The 24,541-nt window shown below is 62.1% G+C and carries 26 protein-coding genes; 16 read left to right on the plus strand and 10 right to left on the minus strand.

All coding sequences use genetic code 11. The features are described from left to right. The first annotated feature begins 117 nt into the window (after positions 1 to 117). The 5 genes from NLM33_RS31560 (at position 118) to NLM33_RS31580 (ending at position 4,133) form a co-directional block, all read left to right on the plus strand. Positions 118 to 1,035: a LysR family transcriptional regulator gene (locus NLM33_RS31560; RefSeq protein WP_254102047.1), complete on the plus strand. Its 918-nt coding sequence runs from the start codon at positions 118 to 120 to the stop codon at positions 1,033 to 1,035. Between the two features lie 128 nt (positions 1,036 to 1,163). Then, positions 1,164 to 2,006 carry a transporter substrate-binding domain-containing protein gene (locus NLM33_RS31565; RefSeq protein ID WP_254102049.1) on the plus strand — a complete coding sequence of 281 codons (843 nt, stop codon included), beginning with the start codon at positions 1,164 to 1,166 and terminating at the stop codon, positions 2,004 to 2,006. 20 nt (positions 2,007 to 2,026) lie between these two features. Beyond that, positions 2,027 to 2,692, plus strand: coding sequence for an amino acid ABC transporter permease (locus tag NLM33_RS31570; protein ID WP_254102051.1), 666 nt, complete (start codon positions 2,027 to 2,029; stop codon positions 2,690 to 2,692). Beyond that, complete coding sequence (locus NLM33_RS31575; protein WP_254102054.1) at positions 2,689 to 3,339, plus strand: amino acid ABC transporter permease; 651 nt, start codon at positions 2,689 to 2,691, stop codon at positions 3,337 to 3,339. Before NLM33_RS31570 ends, NLM33_RS31575 begins: the two co-directional genes overlap by 4 nt. An 8-nt stretch (positions 3,340 to 3,347) precedes the next feature. After that, positions 3,348 to 4,133, plus strand: a complete 786-nt coding sequence (locus NLM33_RS31580; protein ID WP_305880494.1) for an amino acid ABC transporter ATP-binding protein — start codon at positions 3,348 to 3,350, stop codon at positions 4,131 to 4,133. A 10-nt stretch (positions 4,134 to 4,143) separates the two neighbouring features. Here NLM33_RS31580 and NLM33_RS31585 read toward each other — a convergent pair whose 3' ends face one another. Then, a complete protein-coding gene (locus NLM33_RS31585; RefSeq protein WP_254102056.1) occupies positions 4,144 to 5,001 on the minus strand; it encodes a carbohydrate ABC transporter permease in 858 nt (285 codons plus the stop codon). After that, the gene (locus NLM33_RS31590) at positions 4,998 to 5,885 is read right to left on the minus strand and encodes a carbohydrate ABC transporter permease (protein WP_254102058.1); all 888 of its coding nucleotides are present in this window, start codon (positions 5,883 to 5,885) and stop codon (positions 4,998 to 5,000) included. The genes NLM33_RS31585 and NLM33_RS31590 overlap by 4 nt, the downstream gene beginning before the upstream one ends. Before the next feature lie 150 nt (positions 5,886 to 6,035). Between NLM33_RS31590 and NLM33_RS31595 the strand changes: the two genes are divergently transcribed. Together NLM33_RS31595 and NLM33_RS31600 are read left to right on the plus strand one after the other, a co-directional pair. Beyond that, a complete protein-coding gene (locus tag NLM33_RS31595) occupies positions 6,036 to 7,139 on the plus strand; it encodes an IS5 family transposase (protein ID WP_254094633.1) in 1,104 nt (367 codons plus the stop codon). Further along, positions 7,136 to 7,342 (plus strand): hypothetical protein, encoded by a 207-nt coding sequence (locus NLM33_RS31600; protein WP_254094631.1) that lies wholly within the window; start codon positions 7,136 to 7,138, stop codon positions 7,340 to 7,342. The genes NLM33_RS31595 and NLM33_RS31600 overlap by 4 nt, the downstream gene beginning before the upstream one ends. Positions 7,343 to 7,574: 232 nt before the next feature. Here the strand turns inward: NLM33_RS31600 and NLM33_RS31605 are convergent, their stop codons facing one another. Together NLM33_RS31605 and NLM33_RS31610 are read right to left on the minus strand one after the other, a co-directional pair. Then, positions 7,575 to 8,627, minus strand: a complete 1,053-nt coding sequence (locus NLM33_RS31605) for an extracellular solute-binding protein (RefSeq protein WP_254102060.1) — start codon at positions 8,625 to 8,627, stop codon at positions 7,575 to 7,577. Positions 8,628 to 8,739: 112 nt separating this feature from the next. After that, positions 8,740 to 9,777 carry a LacI family DNA-binding transcriptional regulator gene (locus tag NLM33_RS31610; RefSeq protein WP_254102062.1) on the minus strand — a complete coding sequence of 346 codons (1,038 nt, stop codon included), beginning with the start codon at positions 9,775 to 9,777 and terminating at the stop codon, positions 8,740 to 8,742. A 132-nt stretch (positions 9,778 to 9,909) separates the two neighbouring features. Between NLM33_RS31610 and NLM33_RS31615 the strand changes: the two genes are divergently transcribed. From NLM33_RS31615 to NLM33_RS31635, 5 genes are all read left to right on the plus strand, one after another. Further along, on the plus strand, positions 9,910 to 10,692 hold the full coding sequence (locus tag NLM33_RS31615; protein ID WP_254102064.1) for a glucosamine-6-phosphate deaminase: 783 nt from the start codon (positions 9,910 to 9,912) through the stop codon (positions 10,690 to 10,692). A 5-nt stretch (positions 10,693 to 10,697) separates the two neighbouring features. Then, positions 10,698 to 11,837 (plus strand): N-acetylglucosamine-6-phosphate deacetylase, encoded by a 1,140-nt coding sequence (locus tag NLM33_RS31620; RefSeq protein WP_254102066.1) that lies wholly within the window; start codon positions 10,698 to 10,700, stop codon positions 11,835 to 11,837. Positions 11,838 to 11,847: 10 nt separating this feature from the next. Beyond that, a complete protein-coding gene (locus NLM33_RS31625; protein ID WP_254102069.1) occupies positions 11,848 to 12,894 on the plus strand; it encodes a Gfo/Idh/MocA family protein in 1,047 nt (348 codons plus the stop codon). Further along, complete coding sequence (locus NLM33_RS31630) at positions 12,884 to 13,894, plus strand: Gfo/Idh/MocA family protein (RefSeq protein ID WP_254102071.1); 1,011 nt, start codon at positions 12,884 to 12,886, stop codon at positions 13,892 to 13,894. Before NLM33_RS31625 ends, NLM33_RS31630 begins: the two co-directional genes overlap by 11 nt. Before the next feature lie 319 nt (positions 13,895 to 14,213). Continuing rightward, a complete protein-coding gene (locus NLM33_RS31635; protein ID WP_254105992.1) occupies positions 14,214 to 15,764 on the plus strand; it encodes an amidase family protein in 1,551 nt (516 codons plus the stop codon). Positions 15,765 to 15,868: 104 nt separating this feature from the next. Here NLM33_RS31635 and NLM33_RS31640 read toward each other — a convergent pair whose 3' ends face one another. Continuing rightward, the gene (locus tag NLM33_RS31640; protein ID WP_254102073.1) at positions 15,869 to 17,173 is read right to left on the minus strand and encodes a TadE/TadG family type IV pilus assembly protein; all 1,305 of its coding nucleotides are present in this window, start codon (positions 17,171 to 17,173) and stop codon (positions 15,869 to 15,871) included. A gap of 371 nt (positions 17,174 to 17,544) precedes the next feature. Continuing rightward, on the minus strand, positions 17,545 to 17,796 hold the full coding sequence (locus NLM33_RS31645) for a hypothetical protein (RefSeq protein ID WP_254105995.1): 252 nt from the start codon (positions 17,794 to 17,796) through the stop codon (positions 17,545 to 17,547). Positions 17,797 to 18,118: 322 nt separating this feature from the next. Between NLM33_RS31645 and NLM33_RS31650 the strand changes: the two genes are divergently transcribed. Next, positions 18,119 to 18,280 (plus strand): hypothetical protein, encoded by a 162-nt coding sequence (locus NLM33_RS31650; RefSeq protein ID WP_254106217.1) that lies wholly within the window; start codon positions 18,119 to 18,121, stop codon positions 18,278 to 18,280. A 220-nt stretch (positions 18,281 to 18,500) separates the two neighbouring features. Next, the gene (locus tag NLM33_RS31655) at positions 18,501 to 20,081 is read left to right on the plus strand and encodes a diguanylate cyclase (protein WP_254102074.1); all 1,581 of its coding nucleotides are present in this window, start codon (positions 18,501 to 18,503) and stop codon (positions 20,079 to 20,081) included. A 20-nt stretch (positions 20,082 to 20,101) separates the two neighbouring features. Here the strand turns inward: NLM33_RS31655 and NLM33_RS31660 are convergent, their stop codons facing one another. Further along, on the minus strand, positions 20,102 to 20,662 hold the full coding sequence (locus tag NLM33_RS31660) for a carboxymuconolactone decarboxylase family protein (RefSeq protein WP_254102075.1): 561 nt from the start codon (positions 20,660 to 20,662) through the stop codon (positions 20,102 to 20,104). A gap of 336 nt (positions 20,663 to 20,998) precedes the next feature. Between NLM33_RS31660 and NLM33_RS31665 the strand changes: the two genes are divergently transcribed. Further along, positions 20,999 to 21,997, plus strand: a complete 999-nt coding sequence (locus NLM33_RS31665) for a serine hydrolase domain-containing protein (RefSeq protein WP_371930005.1) — start codon at positions 20,999 to 21,001, stop codon at positions 21,995 to 21,997. Positions 21,998 to 22,090: 93 nt separating this feature from the next. After that, entirely contained in the window at positions 22,091 to 22,291 is a 201-nt protein-coding gene (locus NLM33_RS31670; protein WP_254102076.1) for a hypothetical protein, read from the plus strand. A 23-nt stretch (positions 22,292 to 22,314) separates the two neighbouring features. On the opposite strand, the gene NLM33_RS31675 is transcribed toward NLM33_RS31670, so the two are convergent. The 3 genes from NLM33_RS31675 to NLM33_RS31685 are packed head-to-tail and all read right to left on the minus strand — an operon-like array spanning position 22,315 to position 24,535. Continuing rightward, on the minus strand, positions 22,315 to 22,887 hold the full coding sequence (locus tag NLM33_RS31675; RefSeq protein WP_254102078.1) for a peroxidase-related enzyme: 573 nt from the start codon (positions 22,885 to 22,887) through the stop codon (positions 22,315 to 22,317). Beyond that, positions 22,884 to 23,354, minus strand: coding sequence for a CMD domain-containing protein (locus NLM33_RS31680; protein ID WP_254105998.1), 471 nt, complete (start codon positions 23,352 to 23,354; stop codon positions 22,884 to 22,886). Before NLM33_RS31680 ends, NLM33_RS31675 begins: the two co-directional genes overlap by 4 nt. 17 nt (positions 23,355 to 23,371) lie before the next feature. After that, positions 23,372 to 24,535: a PLP-dependent cysteine synthase family protein gene (locus NLM33_RS31685; protein WP_254102080.1), complete on the minus strand. Its 1,164-nt coding sequence runs from the start codon at positions 24,533 to 24,535 to the stop codon at positions 23,372 to 23,374. Positions 24,536 to 24,541 lie beyond the last annotated feature (6 nt).

A 24,541-nucleotide genomic window follows, 5' to 3' on the forward strand; every position in this document is an offset into this window, starting at 1 on the left:
GATCACAGGCGTGATGCTGGCCGTTTTAGGTCCAGTCCGGCGGGACCCGGAAGACCAGTCCAATTGACGCGAGGCGAAAGAAATTCTTACTGTGAGGGTCTGAGGGGATTTGCGAGTTTGGCGCTCAATCTTTCACGGCTACGACTCTTTCATGAGCTTTCCGAGCTCGGCACGATTTCGGCGGTTGCACGGGCACTCGGCCAAACGCGGCCGGCCGTGTCTCAGCAGTTGGCGCTGCTTGAACGCGAAGCTGGTGCGGTGCTCTTCGAGCGTTCAGCCGGTGGGTTGCGCCTGACGACCAAAGGACAGCAGCTCCTGGACCGCGTCACTCCGCTCCTGCAACTCGCTGATCGCATCGAGGCTGAGCTGAGCGAGAGTGACGGTCCTCCCGCGGGTGAACTGCGGCTTGCCGCTTTCGGGAGCGTCGCGACCAGCATCGTTCCCAGAGCCTTCGGTTATCTGCACAAGACGCATCCTCTGATCGATGCAAGCTTCGTCGAACTCGAGCCGACTGAAGGCCTCAAGGCAACTGTCGCCAAGCAGGTCGATATTGCAATTGTCGATGATTATGTGGACGCAAATGCGTATCAGCAGGCTCTCGAATTTCACCCGCTTTATGTCGATGGCTTGAACGCCATTCTTTCGTCAGACCACCGCTTTGGAAAGGCCGACCTGACGAGCATAGAACTCAAGGATCTCTCGAACGAGAAATGGGCGATCAACCAAACGGCGGTCGCGTACCAGCTCAACTTGACTAACGCATGCCACGCCGCTGGCTTCGAGATGAAAATTGGTTGCAGCGCCCGTAATATTTCCGCCACCCTTGAGATGGTACGCACCGGGCATTTCGTGACGGTGCTGCCCGGCCTGGCGGTGCATCACTTGAAGAAAGACCCCGACTTTCTGGTTCTTCCTCTTGCGCCTGCCTTGCACCGGCACATCTTCAGCGCCGTCCCGAAAGGTACGTCCCGGCGCCCCGTCGTCGCGGCTGCGCTGGCCGCACTGGAGCGGGCGGCGATCAACTGCCGCCTCTAGATCGTTCATGGCGTAATTATTTCTAACGTGCTCCGTCAGAAGCCGTGTTCTTTCGCCGTGCCCGGCGGAGCGCTAGTCGTAGCCGAATGCCACGTTTTCTATCTTCCAACAACCAATGGAGCACGGAAATGCGATGCCTTTCGCGGCGGTTTGTCATCGGTCTGGTTGCGGCATTCAGCGGGTTCGCGCTCTCGGTCGGGACGAGCCACGCTCAGGAAAAGTCCAGGCTCGATGAAATCATGGGGCGAGGCAAGCTGATCGTCGGCGTGTCCAGCGAGTCGCCGCCGTTCGGCTTCGTCGATGAAAAGGGTGAACTGGTCGGCTTCGATATCGACGTTGCGCGGCTGATCGCCAAGGCGACCTTCGGCGATTCCAACAAGATCGAGTTCATCCGCCAGAGCGCCGCGCAGCGCTGGCCCAACGCCCAGAACGGCACGATCGACTTCGGCGCGCAAACGACCACCATTTACGCCGACCGCGCCCAGCGGGTCGCCTTTACCCGAAACTATATCGACGGCGGCATCGTCCTGATCGTCCGCAAGGACGCGCCCTTCAAGACGCTCGAGGATCTCAACAAGCCGAACGTCACGATCGCCAATCTCACTACGCCGACCCAGGAGGAGCGCGCCAAGCGCCTCTTCCCTCAGGCCAAACTCCAGACTTTTGACGGTATCGCTTCGCAATTCAACTCGGTGAAGCTCGGACGAGCTCAGGCCGCCCAGCTCGATGCTCCCGTCGCCGCCTGGTACGTCAAGAACAATCCGGACATGCGCGTGATGGAAACTCGACTGACCGATGTCGTCAACACAGGCATCTTCATGAAGCCAGGCGACTTCAGGCTCTGGCAGTACCTCGATCTCGTGGTGTCCGAAATGACCGGCGGCTACCTCTTCGCCGAATACAGCGCGATCTACGAGAAATGGTTCGGCGAGAAACCGAAGAACGCGAAGTGGTATCTCAACAATAACTGATGAGCGGGTAGGGGGCGGTGATGGATTGGTCACAGTTCGGCAGCTTCGCCGCCCGCTACCTTCCACAACTCTGGAGCGGGATGCTCGTTACCATCCTCGTCGCGACGCTCGCGGCGCCGACGGCTCTCGCGATCGGCGTTCTTCTCACAGTCCCGCGCGTCGCCGGCTGGCGGGCGCTCAGCGGTCTGGTGCGGGCCTATGTGGAGGTGATGCGGAACACGCCGCTCCTCGTCCAGATGTACCTTCTCTTCTTCGGCCTGCCGATCCTCGGCATCTTCTGGGACGAGATCACCTGCGGCGTCCTCGCCGTCGCACTTCAACACGCCGCGTTTTTGTCTGAACTCTTTCGCAGCGGCATCGGCGCCGTGGGCAACAAGCAATGGGAGGCTGGGCAAGCGATCGGTATGCGCCGATGGATGACTTTCCGCAAGATCATTCTCCCGCAAGCCGTGATCAAGGTCCTTGCACCAGTCTCGAACCAATTGATCGTCCTCGTGAAGGACACCTCTCTCGTATCGGCTATCGGTGTGCTCGACCTGACGCTATCCGGCAAGGTCATCATCGAAAGATCGGGGGCATCCTTCGAAGTCTTCATCCTCGTTGCAGCGCTCTATCTGATCCTGACGTCGGTCATTGGCGTCGGCTTCCGAGTCGGCGAAACACGTTTCGCACGGAGGCTCGGATGAGCATATCCATCCTTCTCGCCAATTTTCCCTATCTGTTGCAGGGGGCGCTCGTCACGCTATGGCTCGCCTTCATCGTCGTCACGGCAGGCACGCTTCTTGGCGCAATCGTTGGAACGATCGCGAGCAGCGGCGGACCGATCCTCCGGTCGATCATCACGACTTATGTCTTCGTGTTTCGAGGCATTCCGGTGCTGGTCGTTATGTTTCTCGGCTTCTACACATTCCCGGCGTTCGGAATTCGCCTTAGCGCCTATGCCGCGGTCACGATCTCGATGATCGTTTACGTCGGTGCCTTCGTTACGGAAGCGGTCCGTGGAGCCATCGCGGCTGTGCCGGCCGGCCAGGTCGCGGCAGCCAAAAGTCTTGGCATGCGACGGTTGACGATGCTGCGTGAGGTCATCCTGCCTCAGGCGGCCAGGCTGGCGATCGCACCGGTCCTCAACATTTCGCTGATGGCGATCAAGCAGACGTCTTACGCCTCGGTCGTTGGAGCCTGGGAGCTTTCTTTCGCGGCTCGCGAAGTCGTCGAGAGAACGCTCGCGGCTTTCCAGATATTCCTGGGCGTCATGCTGATCTACTTTCTGATTTGCTACCCGGTTTCGCTGCTCGCGAGCTACTGCGAGCGGAAAATATCCTTCGATCACTGAGGCAGCCCATGACCATCTCAGCCGAGTCTCCCGTCATCGTATCAGTGAACGGCCTTGTGAAGTCCTTCGGAGCCCATCGGGTTTTGAACGGTGTCTCGTTCGATGTCCGGCGCGGTGAAGTCGTTGTCGTTCTCGGCCCGAGCGGATCGGGCAAGTCTACCATACTGCGTTGCGTTAATTTCCTCGAAACGTTCGAGGACGGCACAATCACGGTTGATGGCGCTCCAGTCGGCTATCAGAGCGACGGCGAAGGTCGTCGTCGCATGCTCGATGAGAAGGCGGTTGCGAAGAACCGCGAGCATGTCGGCATGGTCTTTCAAAGTTTCAACTTGTTCCCGCATCGGACCGTGCTCCAGAACATCATGATGGGGCCTGTGTCGGTCCAGCAGCGAGACCGAGTCGAGGTGAAGAAGCAGGCGCAGGAGTTGCTCGATAAGGTGGGCCTTGCCGACAAGGCCGACCAATATCCCGCCCGTCTCTCCGGAGGCCAGCAGCAGCGCGTAGCAATCGCCCGCGCTCTCGCAATGCGTCCGGCTGTCATGCTCTTCGACGAGGCGACATCGGCCCTCGATCCCGAACTCGTCGGCGAAGTGCTCCGCGTCATGCGGGAATTGGCCACCGAGGGAACGACGATGATCGTTGTCACGCATGAGATGGGCTTCGCCCGCGAGGTTGCCGATCGCGTCATCTTCATGGACGGTGGCGTGATCGTCGAGCAGGGTGCGCCGAACGAGATCATGACAGATCCTCAAACCGAGAGGTTTCGGGCGTTTCTGGGGCGTCACTACAACTGAGGCCATGGCGTCACTCCTTCAAGCCGCTGGAGGCGACGCCACGCACGAAATTTCGACGCATCAGCGAGAAGAACAGCGCACTCGGAACCAGGGCCAGGGCCGCGGCGGCGCTGAGATGACCGATATCCACGGTGAAGCCGGTCTGAAACAATGCCAGCCCAACCTCAAGCGTATAGGTCTCCTTGTTGGTCATGACGACGAGAGGCCACGCGAATGCGGTCCAGGCCTGAAAGAACGCCAGCACGGCCAGCGCGCCCAATGGGCCGCGCATCAGCGGCAGTACGATCCACAGGAAGATCCAGCCCTCCGCGGCCCCATCCACCCGCGCAGCTTCCAGAAGCTCGTCGGGGATCGACGCCATCACGTATTGCCTCACCAGGAAGATGCCGAAACTCATGACGAGATAGCCGACCAGGAGCCCGGGCCAAGTGTTCAACAGTCCAGCGGATTGGACGTTGAGGTAGAGTGGGATCATGTACACTTCGAAGGGAACGACAGCCGTCGCGATGATGATGCCGAAGATGACCGTGAACCCCGGCAGATCGAACTTGCCGAGCACATAACCTGCGATCGCGGAGGTCGTGACGATGCTGACCGTCGAGAGCGTTGCGAAAATGAGCGTGTTACCGATCCAATGAAACAGCGGCGTTTCGCGCAGGACGCTGACAATGTTTTCCAGCGTCGGCTGATGTGGAACGATGGTCGGCGGCCAAGCCAGCAGCTCCGGTGGCGTCTTGAACGCGTTACTGATCAGGAACACGAGCGGCAGGAGCATCATCAGGCTGACTGCGCAAAGAATGGCGTCAATCACGAGGCCGGCAATTCGGCTTTGACCGGCGCCGCCGGCAAGATGATCGGACTCGCTCACGCGCGGCTCCGATCGCGGAAAAGTCTGAACTGCGCGCCCGTCAGAATAAGGACGATGGCGAGGAGGATGACGGCTTCGGCGGCTGCATAGCCGACCCGATAGTTTCGAAAACTGTTTTCGAGCATGTCCAGGACAAGGACGCGAACGAGGTGTCCCGGCGCACCCTGGACATCCGATGCCAGCACGAAGGCCTGCGCATAGATATTGTAGGACGAGATCAGCGTAATGACCGACACGTACAGCATGACAGGCTTCAACAGTGGCACAGCTATGTAGCGGAATGCTTGAAGCGACGATGCGCCGTCGAGCCGCGCTGCCTCGTAGAGCGCATCCGGAACGTTCTTGAGTCCGACAAGGAAGATCAGGACGGCATAGCCGATGGCCTGCCAGGAGCACAGTATGATCAGGCACAGCAAAGACAGGACGGGGTCGAACAGCCACGACTGGGCCGGGATCGCGATCAGCCCTATCAGGGCGTTGAGCGGTCCGAGCCGCGCGTCGAAGATCCATTTCCAGGCCATCGCCGCCGGTACCAGTGATACGACGTGTGGCAGGAAAACCGAGGCTTCGTAGAAGCCGCTGCGTCGCAGCCCTTGCCGACTATTGATCAGGGCAGCGAGCGCGAGCCCGACGGGAATGGTAATCATGACGACGCTGAAGGCGATGATGGTGGTGTTGAAGATCGCCTCGAGAAACAGCGGGTCGCCAGCCAACTCGATGAAGTTGGCGAATCCGACGAATGGCTTGCGCCGCGAGATGATGTTCCATTGGTAGAGGCTGAGCCGCAGCGTCTCGACGATCGGATAGACGCGGATACAACCATAGAGCCCGAGGATCGGAAGAAGCGCCAGAACTGGAAACAGCCACTTCGGCTTGGTGAGCATGAATCCTCCCGCAAGCGGCGGTCCGCGGCCGACGCCTGGATTGAGTGGGTCACCCCTGTCGGTAAAGGTCTAGCAGGCTGTTGAAGAAGTCTCTGGCGAAGCGTTTTGGATCGTGATTCCCTAGGATCAGGATTTTGCTGGGGTGGCACGATGCGGGGAAGTGACGAACGGTCTGGCTCGCTGTTCAGTTATGTTGACCTGGAGGCTCGGGTTCGCGTCGACCACCCGCTGCGGGCGATCAGGGATCTGGCAAATGCGGCGCTGGGCGATCTTTCTGGGGAGTTTGGCAAGCTCTACACGGACTTCGGTCGGCCCTCGATCGCACCGGAGAAACTGCTTCGGGCGATGCTCCTACAGGCGTTCTATGGGGTTCGCTCGGAAAGGCATCTGATGGAACGGATGGAGTTCGATCTTCTGTTCCGCTGGTTCGTCGGGCTTGGGGTGGACGATGCGGTTTGGGACCATTCAACCTTCTCGAAGAACCGCGACCGGCTGCTTGAAGGTGAGATTGCGGCCAAGTTCTTGAACGCGCTTTTGGCGCAGCCGAAGGTGAAGCGTCTTTTGTCGAGCGATCACTTCTCGGTGGACGGCACGCTCATTGAAGCCTGGGCTTCGATCAAGAGCTTCCGGAGGAAGGATGGCAGCGACAAAGATCAGGACGGTCCGGGACGCAATGCCGAGCGCAGCTTCCACAAGGAGAAGCGATCCAACGAGACCCATGAGAGCACGACCGATCCTGAGGCCAGGCTCTATAAAAAGGGCGACGGCCAGCCGGCCAAACTCTGCTATATGGGCCATGCGCTGATGGAGAACCGCAATGGTTTGGCGGTTTTAGGTGGAGTGAGCCAAGCTACTGGCACCGCCGAACGAGAGATTGCGCTTGCCATGATCGACAGGCGCGGGTGTGCGAAGCGGGTCACTCTGGGGGCGGACAAAGCCTACGACGTCACGCAGTTCGTGCATGACCTGAGAGATAGATCGGTTACTCCGCATATCGCGATCAATGGACATCTGAGTAAGACCGGCAAGCGGCGCAAGACGGCGGTCGACGCGCGTACCACGCGTCACGACGGCTATGACATCAGCCAACGCTGCCGCAAACGCATCGAAGAAGTCTTCGGCTGGATCAAGAGTTCCGCTGGCCTGGCCAAGGTCAAGCTGCGAGGCCGCGACCGGGTGGATGCCGTCTTCGTCCTGGCGCTTGCGGCCTATAATCTGATCCGGCTGCCCAAGCTTCTGGCGGCACCGGCATGAGCATCCGAGGTAGATGGCGGGTCGTCGAGACACCAGGCTACGACATGGCCGTGGCGGGCGCCTACATCCTGTTCGATGACGACGGCGGCGAGTTCGCCTTCGATTGCCTCACGGGCTGCATTCATGGAGCCTGTGACGGCGATGCCGTCCAGTTCGGCTGGCAGGGAAACGACGAAATGGAGCCAGCCAACGGTGATGGCTAGGCCGAACTGCGGGATGACGGCTCACTCGAAGGTGAAATCTGCCTCCTTAATGGCGACGACATCCCATTTATCGCGCGTCGCTCGAAGACTTCTTCAACAGCCTGCTAGAGCATGATCCGGAAAAGTGTGGAGCGGTTTTCCCTCGCGACAAGCGCGGAACGCGTTTGCGCGGAGATCATGCTCAAACAACAACCTAAAGCGCGATGACGATTCATCCTAATCTCATCGCGCTTTAGGGTTTGGCCAGCAGGTCTTCGCGGGCGAGGATCTTGTCGCTTTCCTCAGACGCAGACTTCAGGAAAGCATCGATCGCAGCGTCGTTGCCTGCCAGCGACTTGTCGGTGAATGCTTTCTCCAGCCGCGCCGCAAGCCTCGTGAGGATTTCACTCGCAGGACTGATCGCCGGAACCGTGAAGAAAGCGTAGTCGGCCGGAACGTTGACGAATGCGCCGAACTGCGGGATCTTTTTGAGGACTGCGGCGTAGTCGAGCCCCTTGCGGTTAGGCACCCAAGCCGTGTTCTCGAGCAGCCAGAGCAAATTTTCCGGCTCGCTTGCCTTTTGAACGAAATCCCAGGCGATCTGGTTTTTTGGTCCTTTGTTCGGCACGTAAAGATCGACAGGGACCATCAGCGTGCCCTTGGGCAATGGGGCCGTGGCGTACTTCAGGTTGGGCGCCTTCTTGGCGATGTCGCCAATCACCCAAGATTCCCGGATGAACATCGTCGTCTGGCCGAGTTCGAAGGCTTCCGCATCCGCCTTCATCTCGGGCGTCACCGTCCGATAAACCACGACGTTGTCGAGATACTGCTTGAGTGCGTTGCGACCGGCCTCGCTCGCGTAGGCGGCGCGCCATTTTCCGCCCTTCTCCTCCAGCAGCGTCCCACCGTGGTTATAGAGGATGGGCGGTTCCTGAATGACGCCGGCCTCGAGATACCGCGCCGCCTCGACCTCCATCTCGATGACGTCCCCGGCCGCGCCGGATGGAAGCGACAGCGCAAGCCGCTTCTCGTGCTCACGCAAGGCAATTGCCTCGACGCTGACTTCGAGATCCGGGTATTTGCTCTTCAGCTGGTCGCCGACGCGCTTGTAGAACGGGGTAAGATCAGGCCACCCGCTCCATATGGTCAGCTTCTCGGCCGACGCCGGAGAGGCAAACACCGGTACAGCGACAGCCAGAGCCAGCAATAGCGCTGCCGACATCCACGAACGACGACCGGACGTCGCTGGGCGATCTCTGTCCTCGGGAAGCGTCATGTAGCCGAACCTGCCGACGGGATTCACCATGAAGGTCTCTCTCGCATCCGGAATTGGACAAATCCTGCGAAAAAGCTCGCATGCAACCGGTTGCGTGTCAATTGTGATCAGCTGCCGCTTTCCGAGGCCACTGATTAAATCGTCAGCGACTTCTCCGCTTCACCGGAGCCGGGCCGGTGCTGGCGCGAATAACGAGATGGGAATTCAGCTTGTGGCGGATCTCTCCCGACCCGCCGCCACTCATCTGGCTGAGCAAGAGGCCGACCGCGACATCGCCTGCATCGGCGCAGCGCGCTGACACGGTGGTGAGCGATGGGTAGGTGGTTTCACCGAGGACATCATCGCAGCCGACGACACTGAACGATTGCGGCACGCTGACATCGAGCGCAGCGAGCCCTGCCAGCAGACCCTGAGCGACCAGGTCATCGAACGCGATCGCTGCGGTTACCCCGCTGGCGACGATCTGGGTGGCTGCGAGTCGGCCGGTGTCGTAGGATGGCGGGCGCGCGGGAACGGCGATCACCTTGAGCCCGCGCTTCGCCGCTTCGCGCCGGACCGCGTTGCGTCGTTGCTGGTTTGACCACGATGTCGTGGGGCCGCTGACATAGGCGATTTGGCGGTGTCCCAGCTCGGCAAGATGTGCGATCGCAGCGGCTACGCCCGGCGCTGTGTCGATCAATACCCTTGTAATACCTTCGATATCGCGATTGATGAGAACCAACGGCCGACGCGTCGCATGGCGCCGGATGTGCACTTCGTCCAAACGGGATGAGGCGAGGACAAGCCCCTCCACTTGGCCGATGAAGCGGCCGACCAGCAGCTCCTCACGAGCAGGATCCTCGTCCGAATTGCCCAGGAAAACGCACAACCCCGCTTGGTCAGCACGAAGTTGAGCAGCTCGGATGAGCGGCGGAAAGAACGGGTTCGCGACATCGGAGACGATAAGAGCGACATTGCCATGGCGCCCGGTCGAAAGTGCGCGGGCGACCTGGTTTGGCACGTAGCCCAACTTGTCGGCGACCTCCTTGACACGTCGGACGGTCTCTTCGGTCAGCATCTCAGGCCGCGAGAAGGCGCGCGATACGGTCGCACGGGAGACCCCGGAGACCTTCGCCACCTGACTTATCGTCGGCACGACCGATGGACGCCCCTCCCCACCGCTATCAGGATCGCGCTTCACCGCAGGCCGCCTCCCATCCGTGGCTTCCAACTACACATGCCTCGATAGGGTCTGGGGTGCAAGCTTGACATGCAACCGGTTGCACCACATTCTCTTCGTCGGGGGTGACGGGCAGGCCCAGCAGAACCATGGATGAGCATGACGGCTTCGGTCACTCCTGGAATCTCGACATTTAAATCGCGGGATGCAATGGGCCGGGCCGCCGCTGCGGACATCCTTGTCGCGGTCCGCGACCGGCTGACGCGGCAAAGCACCGTGCGGATGATATTTGCCGCGGCCCCGAGCCAGATGGAGTTGCTGGACGCCCTTGCAGGGGAGCGCAATATCGACTGGCGGCGCGTGACAGCCTTCCACATGGACGAATATCTCGGACTCCCCCCGGATGCGCCGGAGCGCTTTGGGGCATGGCTCACGCGTCACTTCTTCTCGCGTGTCGCTTTCGGCGCCGTTCACTTGATCGGACAGGATCCAGATCCGGACCGAGAAGCGGAGCGCTATGCGACCCTTCTTGCAGAAGCTCCGATCGACGTCATATGCCTCGGAATAGGTGTCAACGGTCACCTGGCGTTCAATGACCCGCCGGTCGCCGACCTGCACGACACGAAGCAGGTCAAGATCGTCGAACTCGACGCGATCTGCCGACAGCAGCAAGTCGACGATGGGTGCTTCCCGACCCTCGGGGATGTTCCAACACACGCGATCACGCTGACAATTCCCCGGCTGCTGGATGCTGACCGGCTTTTTTGCGTCGTGCCCGGCGCGTCCAAACGCACCGCCGTTGAGCGATCCTTGTACGGCCCGATCGGACCCGCCTGCCCGGCGAGTGCTCTCCGCATGCATCCGCGATGTGCGCTGTATCTCGACCAGGATTCCACGCCGCCACAGCTCTCGCTGCAAACACCGGCGCGCGCATGACGGATATGGCAACGCGCGTCTCGGGCCGCGACCCGGAAACCGGACAGCCTCGCACCGTCGTCATTCAGGACGGTCGAATTTCAGACATCCTTCCCGGCGGACCGGATGATGGGCTATGGCTATCGCTCGGCCTGTTCGATCTGCAATTGAATGGCTTTGGGGGCCACGATCTCAATGCCCGCCCCGATCCCGAGACCGTCCGCGATCTGGCCACGGCCGTCCACGAGAGCGGCGTGTCGCGTTTTGCGCCCACGCTCATCACGGCATCGCACGCTGCGATCATCGATGCGTTGCAAGCTATTTCGCAGGCGCGCGATAGCGATCCGCTTGTCAGGCACGCGATACCGTTCGTCCATATTGAAGGGCCGCATATTGCGCCGGAGGACGGTGCGCGCGGTGCGCATCCGGCCGAGCATGTCAGACCGCCGAGTCTCAGTGAGTTCGACGCGTGGCAGGCCGCCAGTGGAAACCTCGTTGGCCTCGTGACGATGTCGCCGCACTGGCCGGAAACCAGCGCGTATGTGCATGGTCTTCAGGCTCGCGGAGTACGTGTTGCGCTCGGCCACACCAGCGCGAGATCAGATCAGATCTCCGCTGCCGTCGCGGCGGGTGCAATCTTGTCAACACACCTCGGCAATGGCATCGCAGTCACGCTGCCCCGGCATCCAAACCCGATCTGGACACAACTGGCAGAGGACAGGCTGTGGGCGAGCTTCATCGCTGATGGCCATCACCTTCCTCCCGAGACCTTCAAGGCAATGCTGCGTGCAAAGGGGCTGGAACGATCAATCCTGGTTTCGGACGCCGTCGCGCTCGCGGGTTGCGCGCCCGGAATCTATAACGTGCCTATTGGAGGCAAGGTCGAACTGAAAGCGGCCGGCCGGCTGGAAGTCGTCGGCACGTCCATTCTCGCGGGAGCAGCAGTCAGCCTCACCTTCGGAATAGCGACGGCCAGACGCATGGCCGGATTGACCCTGGCAGAGGCGCTGAGGCTGGCGACGATCAATCCCCGTATGCTGTTCAACCTTCCGGCGCTGACGGTGGGAGCGCCTGCCGATCTGTTGCGATTTCGTCTCTGCGAAGATGGGTCTCTGGCGCCTGAGACGGTCTATGTTGCGGGCCGACCTTACCCGTTCCGCCCTTGAGGGATGAGAAATGAACCGGCTTCGCATCGGGTTGATCGGTCCAGGCGCAATCGGTGAAACGCATGCGCGAGCGATCCGGGCACTCGACGACACCGTTTTGTCCGCGATCGCCGGCGGCACGCCCGAGCAAGTTGCAGCGTGCTCCAATGGCGAACCTGTTCCGACATTTGCAACCGCCGGCGCGATGCTGGCGGATGCCGCGATCGATGCAGTCGTGGTCTGCACCCCGAGCGGGGCTCACCATGACGCAGCGCTTGCTGCGATCGAGTTCGGACGGCACGTGCTTGTCGAGAAACCGCTCTGCGTCGATCCAGCCGAGGCTGCGTCCCTGGTCCGCGCGGCCGAGCGCTCGCAACTGACGTGCGGCGTGGTTTCGCAGCGCCGTCTCGAACCGCAACACCAGGCGATCAAAAATCTGCTCGATGCAGGTCGCCTCGGACAGGCTCGCCTGATCGAGACGGCGATCCATTGGTACCGCGCCGATGCATACTACGCAGAGAAGCCGTGGCGCAGCGAAGCGGAGCACGGCGGGGGATCGCTTCTGAATCAAGGCGTTCACAATCTCGATCTGATGCTTTGGCTGTTCGGGACAGTGGAGAGTGTTCAGGGCACGACGGCGACGCTCGGACACGCGCACGTCGTCGAGGACACGACGGCGGCGCTGCTCTCCTTCGCGTCCGGCACGCTCGGCGTAATCGTGACGAGCACGGCGCTTCCCCCGGGGCGGCCGGCCATGCTTCGGCTGTTCACGGATCGTGGCAGTTGTGAACTCGCAAACGACCATATCATCCGTTGGGATTTTCCCTGCGTTGCGGCGCCGTCAAGTGCGGCCGGAGTTGGAAGTGCCGCCAGCGATCCCAAGGCCATCGGGATCGAAGGACATATCGCGCAATGGCGCGACTTTGCCCGGGCCGTCCGTGAGCGACGGCCAACCGCGAGTTCATTCAGGGATGGGTTCGAAGCTGCGAGAGTGGCTGACGCCATCTATCGCTCGGCCACGGAAGGTCGGACCGTTCGCCCCAGCGAGGTCGCGCCGGAGGTCAATCATGCCGGCTAGTACCTCGCAGACGCTCGACATCGCCATCATTGGAGCAGCCCACCCGCATGTCGAATATGTGCTTTCAGAGATTGCGAACCGAACCGACGTCAGGGTTGTGGCCGTCGCCGATTACGACGCTGCGCGCCGCGCCGAGCTCGAACGACGCACGATGTCGCCCGGCTACGCCGACGCGAATGCGCTTTTGGATGCACATAAGGTTCAGGCCGTAGCGGTCTTCACCGAATTCGGTCTTCGGGCTCCAATCGTGACCGAACTTTTGCGTCGCGGCATATTCGCGATCGCCGACAAGCCCATGGCGGTGACCTCGGCCCAGCTCGCACTCATCGAGCACGCGCTCGCCGGTCGCAATCTGCTGACGCTTCTGCTCGAGAAGCGCTTCTATCCAGTCACGCTTGCGCTCCGCTCGATCATCGACAGTGGCGAGCTTGGAGACGTCGTATCCATCACCACAACCGGACCGCACAAGCTCGTCCCAAGCCGTCGTCCGGCGTGGATGTTCGAGCCGTCGACCTATGGAGGCATCCTCGCTGACCTGACAGTCCACGACATTGATCTCGCGCTTTGGTTGACGGGATACACCAGTGGTACGGTCAGCGGCTGGATCTCGTCGATCCCGGCTGCCGGCACGACGGACTTTCCCGCTCTGGGGCGTGCCATCCTCGCCTGCGATGGTGGCCCGCAATTCGCGATTGAAGTCGATTGGATTCAGCCCGAAGCTTCTCCGCGGCATGGCGACTATGCCATGCGGATTGCCGGGACGAAGGGGCGTGCCGACGTTCTCTTCGCTGAAAATCGGCTGCTTGTGGAGACGGCGACAAGACCCTTGCGCGAAGTCGACCTGCCCGCGGGCGCCTCGCCTGCCAGCTTCGTCTTCGATCATCTGGTTCGCGGCGAAATCCTGCAAATTCCGGCAAGTGAGGCCCTGCGCGCCACGCGCATCGCGATACTCGCCCAGGAAAGCGCAACGAATGGCAGCAAGCCCATGCGATGGGGGTGAACTTCCTCGCGATGGTTCGCTGTTCTGTTCCAAATAGTGGGAAATGGCGCGCGGGGATTGACTGACACTCTCTCCGCCACTCCCTCGGCCGTGCCGCTCTCCGACGAGGAGTACAACAAGCGCCTGAAAGAGATGCTGCCGGACCACAAGCAGCTCTTGCCGGGCGATCGCCACTGACAATACGCCGCATCGCTCATTCACGTTTGCATCCAGAAACGCACCTGTACATGCGCGCGTGCCGCCCGTAACCTCCGCGACGCAAAATCAGGAGAAAAGAGTGGCCAAGGCTGCAACGAAGAAAAAGAGTGCGTCAAGAACGATGATAACGAAGAAGGCGGCCGGCAAGCCCTCCGCGCGCAAGGGCGCCGTCGTCAAGGCAGCCAAAAAGCCAGCTAAGAAAACAGCCAGAAAGATAACGAAGACGACCACCAAAGCTGCCACAGTCCGGCGGCCCAAGGGCGCGATCTGGCAATGGTCGGCAGCCGACACCGCGGCCGCGATCCGCGCCGGCGCCGTTTCGGCGGTCGAGGCTGTCGAGGCGCATCTGGCGCGGATGCGTGCGGTCAATGCGAAGCTCAATGCCGTCGTCGTCGATCTCTCGGAGGAGGCGCTCGCGGCGGCGCATGTCGCGGACAGGCAGCGGGCGAAGGGCGGCGAGCTCGGCCTGCTGCACGGGGTGCCGATCACCATCAAGGAGAACGTCGATTATCAGGGTCGGCCCAATTTCAACGGCGTGCCGGCAAACAAAGATTTCATCGCGCCGTCGGATTCGCCGGTCGTGCGCAATTTCAAGAAGGCCGGTGCGATCGTCATCGGGCTGACCAACACGCCGGAATTCTCCTTCCGGGGCTTCACCGACAATCCCCTGCACGGACTGACGCTCAATCCCTGGGATCAGAACATCACCTGCGGCGGCTCCTCCGGCGGTGCAGGCGCGGCGGTCGCCGCCGGCATCGGCACCATCGCGCATGGCAACGACATCGGCGGCTCGCTGCGCTGGCCGGCGCATTGCAACGGCGTCGCCACCATCAAGCCGACACAGGGGCGTATCCCCGCGTTCAACCAGAGCGCCACCTCAGAGCGTCCGATGCTTGCACATCTGATGTCGGCGCAAGGACCGCTTGCGCGCCATGTCGGCGACATCAGATTGGCGCTCGAGGTCATGAGTCAGCGCGATCCGCGCGATCCCTGGTGGGTACCGGCGCCGCTGTCGGGCCCGAAGCCGAACGGCCAGGTCAAGGTTGCGCTGGCCAAGATCCCGGACGACATGGACGTCGATCCGTCGGTACGCGAGGCGCTACGGCAGGCGGCCGATCATCTCGAACGCGCCGGTTATCGTGTCAGCGAGGTCGAGGTGCCCGACATCAGCGGCGTCTGGCAGACCTGGTGCGACATCATCACCAACGAGACCGTGGTGATGCAGGAAGCCGGTATGCTGAAGGTGACCTCGGAAGACTTCCACAAAGCGTGGAACGGCATGAAGACCAAGGCCAACGTGCTCGATCTCAAGGCCTGGATGCAGGCCACCGCCGCGCGTAACGGCCATATCCGCGCCTGGCAGTTGTTCTTCGAGGACTATCCGGTGGTGCTGGCGCCGACCACGGTGAAACCGACGCCGGGACCGCGCGAAGATACGCTCAGTGCCGAGCGCGTGCGCGAGATCTTCTGGAACGACATCCGCTTCATCTCCGCGATCAACGTGCTCGGGCTGCCCGGCGCCGTGGTCCCCGTGACCCTGCATGACGGCAAGCCGATCGGCGTGCAGCTGATCGCCGGCCGCTATCGCGAGGATCTCGCGCTCGACGCCGCGGCGGCGATCGAGAAGCGCGCCGGCGTGCTGGCGCACCGGCTCTGGGAGATGATGGACTGAGCTCGCCCGCAAAGCTCCGTCCTAGAGGCTTCGTCCGCAAGGCTTCGTCCGCAACGCTTTGTCCGAGGACTTCGCGCGAAAGGCGCGAAGCCTCTTGGCGGCGGCTATTGCGTCAGGTGTGCAGAGGAGATGGCCTTCTGAAACAGCGCGGTCAGCGCGTCGCTGATGCTGCTGTCGCTCGACACCTCGTAGTAATAGCCGGAGGTTGCGCAGGCCTTCATCTGGGTCGCGATCGAGCTGCGCCAGGGCGCGATGTAGGTGGTGTACCAGCTGTTGTTGGTGATCGCGAGATACGTGGTGTAAAGGATCGCGATGTTGATGCCACGATTCTTGATGGTATCGCAGATCGTGGTCGTGAGCGGCTCCTGGCATCGCCCTGACGAAGTGATGACGGTCTCGGAGCAACTTGACGGGTAGTAGTAGTCGGCGACCCCGTCCGAGATGAAGAATAGCCACTTTTGCGGCGAGGATGAAGTGCCGGTTCCGGGAGTCGGAATCGTGCTGTTCATCGAGGACAGAATGCCGTCGAAGTCGGTGCACATATCGTTGTTGTAGTTGGTGTAGGGAATCGTCATCAGGTCGACCGAAGAGACGGCCGTCTTGACCGACGAGAGGCTCGACGTGAGCGATGAGATCGTCGTCAGGCCGATGGAGCTGCAATCGCTTCCCATTGTGTAGACGGCCATGCGGTATTGGTTGCTGACGAGCTCGCTTGACGTCGCCGTATCCGTCAATGACTGCGTCGCGGTCCTCACCAGGTCGATCCGCATCGTAATGCCGAGCTTCTTCGCGATCGAATAGTAGCTGCTGGTTTGCTTCGTCTTCTTGGAGCTCGACGTATAGGTGTCGTGGCAGGCGAAGGCGCAACTGTCGGAGGTTGCGGCTTGCAAGGCGGTCATATCAGCGGTGGTCGCGCCCAGCCCCTGCGATGGCGAGTTGTCGAGAAGCACGTAGAAGTCGATGTAGCTCGGCAGCGAGGCCGCCGCCGACGAGCTCGCCGACACCGTCATGGTCTTGTAACCCAGCAGACCCATGAAATAATTCGAAACAGACAATGTTGCCGTGCCGGTAGCCGTCCGGGTGGTCACGGTGTCCGACACGGTGATGGTCACTGAGCTCGTTGTCATGCCGTAGGCGGACATCTGCGCGGCGTACGTGTTCAGTGCATTGCTCTGTGCCGTGGCTGCGGCGTTCGTGATCTCGCTCTTGGCGGTGGCGACCAGCACCGCGGTGTCGAGTGCCGCCATCAGCTTGGCTCGCGCCCGCACTGCGAGGGAGTAATCGACCGCGGCGCCGACGGACGCGAGAACGGGCAGTGATGCAACGGCGAAAATCACGGCGATATTTCCGCGGCGATCGGAGCGGAAACGCGAGAGCAGGCGACCAAAACGCGTGGCTGCAAACGTCAACTTGGCGTACCCTTAAGCGAAGAATTGGACGCTTCAACGTAGCGTCCGGATGCTTACGGGTCGGTTGCTCGATGCGTGAGGAGACGTTTCCGATGCGTTGCTGATGATGTCGCGCGCTCGCGGCAAACCGTATCGAACCATCGTCATGGAGAGGTGGGCGTCGATCATCCCATAGTACTGCGGAGATTCGAGTCCGTAGTCGTCCTGAAGTGCCGCTTGGAGTCTCTCTCCGTGAATAGAGTCTCCTTCATTTGAGCGCGCAGATGGAATGTCTCATGCGGCGCGATAACCGAAGCTTCGCGGCGTTCTTTAAAGACGACTGCCGGAGGCAGCCAATGCCACCTTCCCACGCAACGGGAGGAGGAAGAAGCTCACCCTCTTGCGCTCAGCACCGCTCGGGCCGCTGCCACATATTCGCGCCAATGCGTTTCCGCGTAGCGCTCGGCGTGCCGTGCGCGCGTGATGTCGGGCGCGTGCGCGGCTGCGATCAGCCTGGCGAAGCGTTCTTCGGCGACCGTCATGTCCACGGCATCGGCGGTCGATGCGAAGGCGTTGCTTGCGGCCTGCGGTGCGGCGACGAGTCCTGCCATTCCGGCCAGCAAAACACGGCGTGATGTCTTCATTGCTTTCATCCTCTCTCGTCCTGGTTGCTCGAGCCTGCAGGCGAGTGTGTCGTTGCGATCACGGCAGGGTAACGGTGCGCGCCCGGGTAGTCCACAGATTGCGGATACGGCTTGACGCTGCGGGCGATCGAGGCCCAACTTGTGCGAAGCGTTCCGCACAAAAATGCCAATCCTTGGGCTGTCGCATGGCCAACTCAGGTCGAATATCGAGCGCGCTCGCCGCCGGATCAATGCGCAAGGCGGCGCTTGGTTGCGTCGCGTGCTTTTGCGCATCCGGCGCGGCGCTCGCCGCCGACAAGGATGAGGAGGGTGCCGCGCCCTGGTGCAGATCCAGCCCTTCACCCAACCGATCCTGCGGCTCGACCTCGACCGCATGGACGACAACGACAATCGCCTGTTCGGCATCACGGCGCAAATCGCGTGGATGCCGAAGCCGTCCTATCAAGTGACGCTGCGGACACCGCTTTACGCCGTGCGCAACTGACTCCCCGCGTGGTGGATTTTCGGTAAAGCAAACCCTGGATGAAGGTGCTGCGCGTTCTCTCGCGCTCACTGATGGACAAGGCTTTTTCGCACGCCGCGCGTCCGCCCGACGACATTATCCGTCAACCGATCGTTAGCCTTCCCGCAAAATCGCCAGCTGCGTTATCCCGCCACAAGGGGCATTGCGGCAGACTGGAAGCGGTTTCGTCTGGGAGGTTGTGATGCCCCGCTTGACGCCGGAACGAACGTTCCTGGCCGGGAAAATTATCTTCAACTTCGGGCAATCATCGCTCGATTGCGTGGTGCGCCGCATGTCGGAGGAAGGAGCGACGCTCCAGCTCGAGACGGGCCTTGGCGTGCCCGACCAATTCCAGTTGAAGCTTGCAGATGACGAGCTGCTGGCATGCCGCGTGGTCTGGCGTTCCGACCGCGAGATCGGTGTCGCACTCGGCAGGGTCGGAGGCGAGGTTCGGAACGAGGCCCCGTCTGCACGGCGCGGCGATGCCTTGATGCGCAGCCAGATGCTGGCGCTGCGCGCGGCGCTCGATCACGTGCCGACCGGCATCGTGCTGCTCGACGCGCAGCTCAGGGCGCGTCTCATCAACCGGTCATTCCGCCAGATGTGGCGGCTGCCCGAAGAGGTTGCCGACAGCAATCCGTCGATCCTCACGCTGCTCTATCACGGACGGGATACCGGGGCCTACGAAGTGGCGGCCGCGGAGCTCGACGCGCTCGTTGCGATGCGCGTCCGCCAGATCGAGGCAGGAGACCCCACGCCGGTCGATCTGCGTCGAACCAACGGCGACGTCATGCGCGTGCAGTGCACCCCTCTGCCCGACGGTGGGAGGATGCTGACCTACACGCCCGTCACCGATATCGTGCGTTCCTCCGACGAGCTGAAGCTTCTGCGAGATGCGCTGGAGAACGTCCAGGACGGCGTGCTTCTCCTCGATTCCGACCTGAACGCGGCCTTCATGAACCGGCGGATGCGGCGATTCTGGGAGGTCAGCGACGAGGAGGCAGCGGGCCGGCCGGCCTACGCGTCGCTGGTGCGGCGCGTGCATCGTGCCAGCGCGCCCGATCTGCCTCCAAGCGAGCTCGCGAGATTTCCGAGCAAGCGCGTGGAAGAGGTCAAGGCCGGCGATCACGTGCGCGACCTTCAGACGCCTGACGGCCGGCGCATCCGCGCCCATTGCACCACGATGTCGAATGGCGGCCGCATGCTGACCTATGTCGACATCACCGATCTCACGCAAAAGGCCAAGATGCTGGAGACGCTGGCCACCACCGATCCGCTCACCGGCCTGTTCAACCGCCGCCATTTCCTCGAAAGCCTCGATGCCGAATGGAGCCGCTTCCAGCGCTATTATCGCTCCGTCTCGGTGTTGATGCTCGATATCGACCACTTCAAGTCGGTCAACGACCGCTACGGTCATGCGGTCGGCGACGCCGCGATCAAGACGGTCGCGGCTGCGTGCCTCGATGGCAAGCGCAAGTCTGATATCGTCGGCCGTCTTGGCGGCGAGGAGTTCGCGGTTCTGCTCCCCGAAACCAGCCTGTCCCGCGCTAGAACGGTCGCCGAGCGTATCCGCAAGCGCGTGATGAGCTCGCTTATCGCAGCTCACAAGATCCAGTTCGGCGTCACCGTGAGCATCGGCATCGCCGAGGCCAGCGTCAGCATGTCCGGCATCGACGCGCTGATGGGCGCAGCCGATCACGCGCTCTACCAAGCCAAGGCCGAAGGCCGCAATCGCTGCATCGCCTGGGCGCCCCCGCCGCCCGCAAGCAAGGCGGCGGAGTAATCGGGCAAGCGTGCCGGCGTCTAGTCCGGCACCGGCACGTCGAACGTGTTCAGCGTGACCGAGACCATGCAATAGACGCCGACGAGATAGGACAGTTCGGCGGCGCCGTGCTCGCCGAACTCCTTCACCGCCGCGCGCCAGGTCAGCTCGGGTAGCACGCCGCCGCTCACCAGCGCGGACGCCACGTCGTAGGCGACGGCCTCCTGCTTGGTCAGGTCGACGGGCCGCTGGCCGGCCACGATTGTCGCGAGCTTCTCATCCGACAGGCCGCGCTGCTCCGCGACCAGCACGTGGGCGTAGAGCTCGTAGCCGGAGCGGAAATGCGAGCCGGTGACCAGAATGGCGACCTCGCGCACCGGCGCCGGCAGCAGTGGATTCGATGCGATCGCCTTGACCAGCTCCCACACCGGTCCGCCGAAACGCGGCTCGCGGAGCCACGGATTCCAGGGCCCGAGCAGCGCACCGTCCTCGCGCATGTTCACAAAACCCTTGAAATGATCCTTGATGCCCGCTCGCATGTCGTCATAGAGCGGCTTCTGCTCGTTGCTCAGGTCTTTTGGATCGAGAATGGGAAGGCGCACGGCAGATCTCCTCGTTCAGGAAGGGGCGAAAGTCGCTCGGGGGCTGGCGCAAGGCAAGTGAAGTTGCCGTGACATCGTCGCAGTCGTTTTGCGGTGGCATGGAGACGCCGCTACAACCATGCTATGCCATGGAGAGAGCCGATCAGGGCAGGAGACGGCGTGGCCGGTCCAAGAAATCACGGTCCAAGACGTCACGGTCCAAGACATCAGTCATGCATCCGGATTGTGCTGACCGCATGCATTCTTCTTGCCGCAATTCCGCGCATTGCCCGTGCACAAAGCGTCACGATCTGGCCGACTGCGGGTTGGCAGACCTCCACTCCCGAAGAGCAGGGCATGGACCCGGCGGCGCTCGCCAGGTGGGTCGCGTTCGGCAAGACCCATAGCTTCGACAGCCTGCTGATCGTCCGTCACGGCGTGATCGTGCTTGATGCCTACTATGCCCCGTCTACGCCTGAGACGCCCCACGTCATCAACTCCGCCACCAAGGCCGTCACCGCCACGCTGATTGCGATGCTCCTCAAGGACGGACAGCTCGATAGCCTGGATCACCCCATCCTCGATTTCTTCGCCTATCGTGACATCGCAAATCTCGACGAGCGGAAGAAATCCATAACGGTGCAACACCTGCTCGACATGACGTCGGGCTTCGAGTGGGAGGAGGGCTTTGAAGGCGGCCGGGAGCAATCGCTCATCGACCTCGGAAACAGTCCCGACTGGATCAAGTTCATTCTCGATCGCCCGATGGCACATGCGCCTGGCGAAACGTTCTATTACAACAGCGGCAATTCATATCTTTTGTCTGCCATCATCACCAAGTTGACCGGCAAGCGCGCGCAGGAGTACGCGAAGACAAGGCTGTTCGAGCCGCTCGGCATCGCGCCGCCATACTGGCGCGAGGCACCACGCGGGCTCACGCAGGGATCCGGCGGGCTCGAGCTGAAGCCGCGCGACATGGCCAAGATCGGCTATCTCTATCTGCATCACGGCGAATGGGCAGGCCGGCAATTGGTGCCGCCGGAGTTTGTCGAGGCGATCACGCATGCCACGGTGAACATGCAAGCCTCCTACGATCCAAACCTGCGCTACGCCAACCAGTTCTGGGTGATGCCCGACAGACACGTTTTCATGGCCTGGGGCTATCACTGTCAGGCAATCATGGTTTTCCCCGAGCACGACATCGTCACGGTCGTGACTGCCCACGACAATTGCCCGTCCAAGAGACTTGCCCGCGATATCTCGGCCGCCGTGACGTCGGAGGCCGCATTGCCGGCTAATCCGGCCGCGGCTGCCGAGCTTGCGAAGGCGCTTCGCGACGCTGCGGTCGCGCAGTAACCCCTGGTCCGACGGAATTGCTGGCACACTTTCGAACCGGGCTCTCTAGTCCACCGACAAAGGCGGGCAGGTCTGATCAAGAGAGCGTTTTGGATGCGAAAGTTCGTCGTTTTTGCGCTTGCCAGCGCGATGTTCGCTGCAGGCTTGTACATCGCAGGTGTTGAGCTGTTTTTGCGCGAAACGATCTACTATCGCCTTCTCTTCGTTGGCGGCTCCTTGGCCTTGCTGGGCGGTTATCTTCTTTGGACCGATTTTCTGGCGCCGTCACTCAACGTCAGGACCTGGGAGGACTGACGTCCGACCCGGCTGCGCCCAGCTCACGCCACCGGCTCGCCCAGCGTGTGCATCAGCCGGTTGGCCCAGCCGAAGATCGCGGCCGAGAGCACGAGGTCGAGCTGCTCGAGCTCGCTGAGACCAGCGTCAGCCAGCCGGTGTGCATCATCCGTCGTGGCCTCGATCGGCGTCGTCGAGAGTTTCGTGGCGAAATCGAACAATGCCTGCTGCCGCGTCTCCAGCTTCGCGTCGCGTTCGTCGGCAAAGATCTGCTCGACGACATCGTTTCGTCCCGAGAGGCCGATGAAGCGCGAGGCGTGGACGGCTGCGCAATAGATGCAGCGATTGACGATGGAGGCGCTCAGCGCACCGAGCTCGCGCTCCGCTGAGGACAGGCCGTCCTTGCCATACATGATCATGTTGAACAGCGGCGAGCGAACCTCGAGCGATTCCGGATCATGCGCCAAAGTCAGCACGTAAGGCGAGACGCCCTTGTTCGACGGCGTGACCTTCATCGCCGCGAGCTGCTCCGGCGTTGCGGATGCGAGCTCGACCGGAGTGACGTAAGGCGACCAGGTCGGGATCGTGGCGGTGAAGGTGTGAACGACCTCGCTCATCGGGCCTCGACTGCTTGGAGAAGTTTCAGGCCCGCAACAACCCGCAACTGATAGTTCACGAAAGCGGCGAGCTCGGACAGCCGCACGATGTCGGCCTCGCCGACGCCTGCGGCTTTCAGTGTCTCGACGTCCAGTCGTGTCGCCTTGCGCGGGGAGAGCGTCAACAGGTCGGCGTGGCGCGCCATGGCGTCGTTCAGCACATTGCCGCAAGTGCCACCGGGCTCGGCGAGGGCGGCGACATCCAGATCATGCGAATGCGCGAGATAGGATTCGTAGTGCGCGGTCAGCGCGACATCGCCGACATGCCGGCACATGCGCGCCGCGAGCGCCGCGCGCAGGCCGTGGCTCAGTCCGCCGGGTTCGCGCGGCAGCAGAACCGCGTCATGGGCGGCTTCGCTCAGGCGCAGAATCTCGGCGCGCGCTTTCAGCGCCTGACCGAGCCGCGACCCCTCGGGCACGCCGGCCATCGTTTCGATCAGCGTGGTCACGCGCCACCTCGCGAGCTCTGTGGGTTTGCCACATCCGCGACCGCAAAGCTGAGCGGCTTGCCCGTTTCCAGGAGGGCCGACAACTCGGCTTCATAAGGTGCGGGATCGAGTCCGCGTGCGGCCAGCCATTGCGGCTCGTAATAGGTCTGCCGGTAACGGTCGCCGGAGTCGCAGATCAGCGTCAGCAGCGATCCCGTCTCGCCCGCATTGCGCATCTGCGAGGCGATGCGGCACAACGCCAGGAAATTGGTGCCGGTGGATCCGCCGACCGCCCGGCGCAGCCGGCGTGTCAGCAAATTCATCGCGGCGATCGTCGCGGCGTCCGGAATCTTCATCATGCGGTCGACCACGCCGGGCACGAAGGAGGGCTCGCAGCGCGGACGGCCGACGCCTTCGATCAGCGAGGGCCGCTCGCAGATCTGCGTGCGGTCCTGGGTGTGGAAGCAGTCGAAGAAGGCGGAATGCTCGACGTCGGCAACGCACAGTCGCGTCGGATATTGCCGATAGCGCAAATAGCGCCCGATGGTCGCCGAGGTGCCGCCGGTGCCGGCGCCCATCACGATCCAGTCCGGCACCGGGCGCGGCTCGCCCTTGAGCTGGGTAAAGATCGACTCGGCGATGTTGTTGTTGCCGCGCCAGTCGGTAGCGCGCTCGGCAAAGGTGAACTGATCCATGTAGTGGCCGTTCAGCCGCGCGGCGAGCGCGGCGGCCTCCGCATAGAGCGCGCGGCCATCGTCGATCAGATGGCAGTTGCCGCCATAATGCGCGATCGCGGCGATCTTCTCCGCCGAGGTCGTGCGCGGCATCACCGCATAAAAGGGCACGCCGATCATCTGCGCGAAGTAGGCTTCCGACACCGCCGTCGATCCCGACGAGGCCTCGATCACCGGCGTGCCTTCGCGGATGTGGCCGTTGCAGAGCGCGTAGAGGAACAGCGATCGCGCCAGACGATGCTTCAGGCTGCCGGTCGGGTGGGTCGATTCATCCTTCAGATAGATGTCGATGCCGGTGAGCGCCGGCACGATCAGGCGGATCAGGTGCGTATCAGCCGTGCGGCACTGGTCCGCTTCGATCGCCGCCACAGCCTCGTCGACCCAGCCGCGCCTGTAGGCCGGTCCGGCCGGGTTTTGATGGCGGAAAGGGGCTGGCTCCTTTGGCATGACAAA

The organism is Bradyrhizobium sp. CCGUVB1N3 (genome assembly GCF_024199925.1).
Classification (GTDB): domain Bacteria; phylum Pseudomonadota; class Alphaproteobacteria; order Rhizobiales; family Xanthobacteraceae; genus Bradyrhizobium.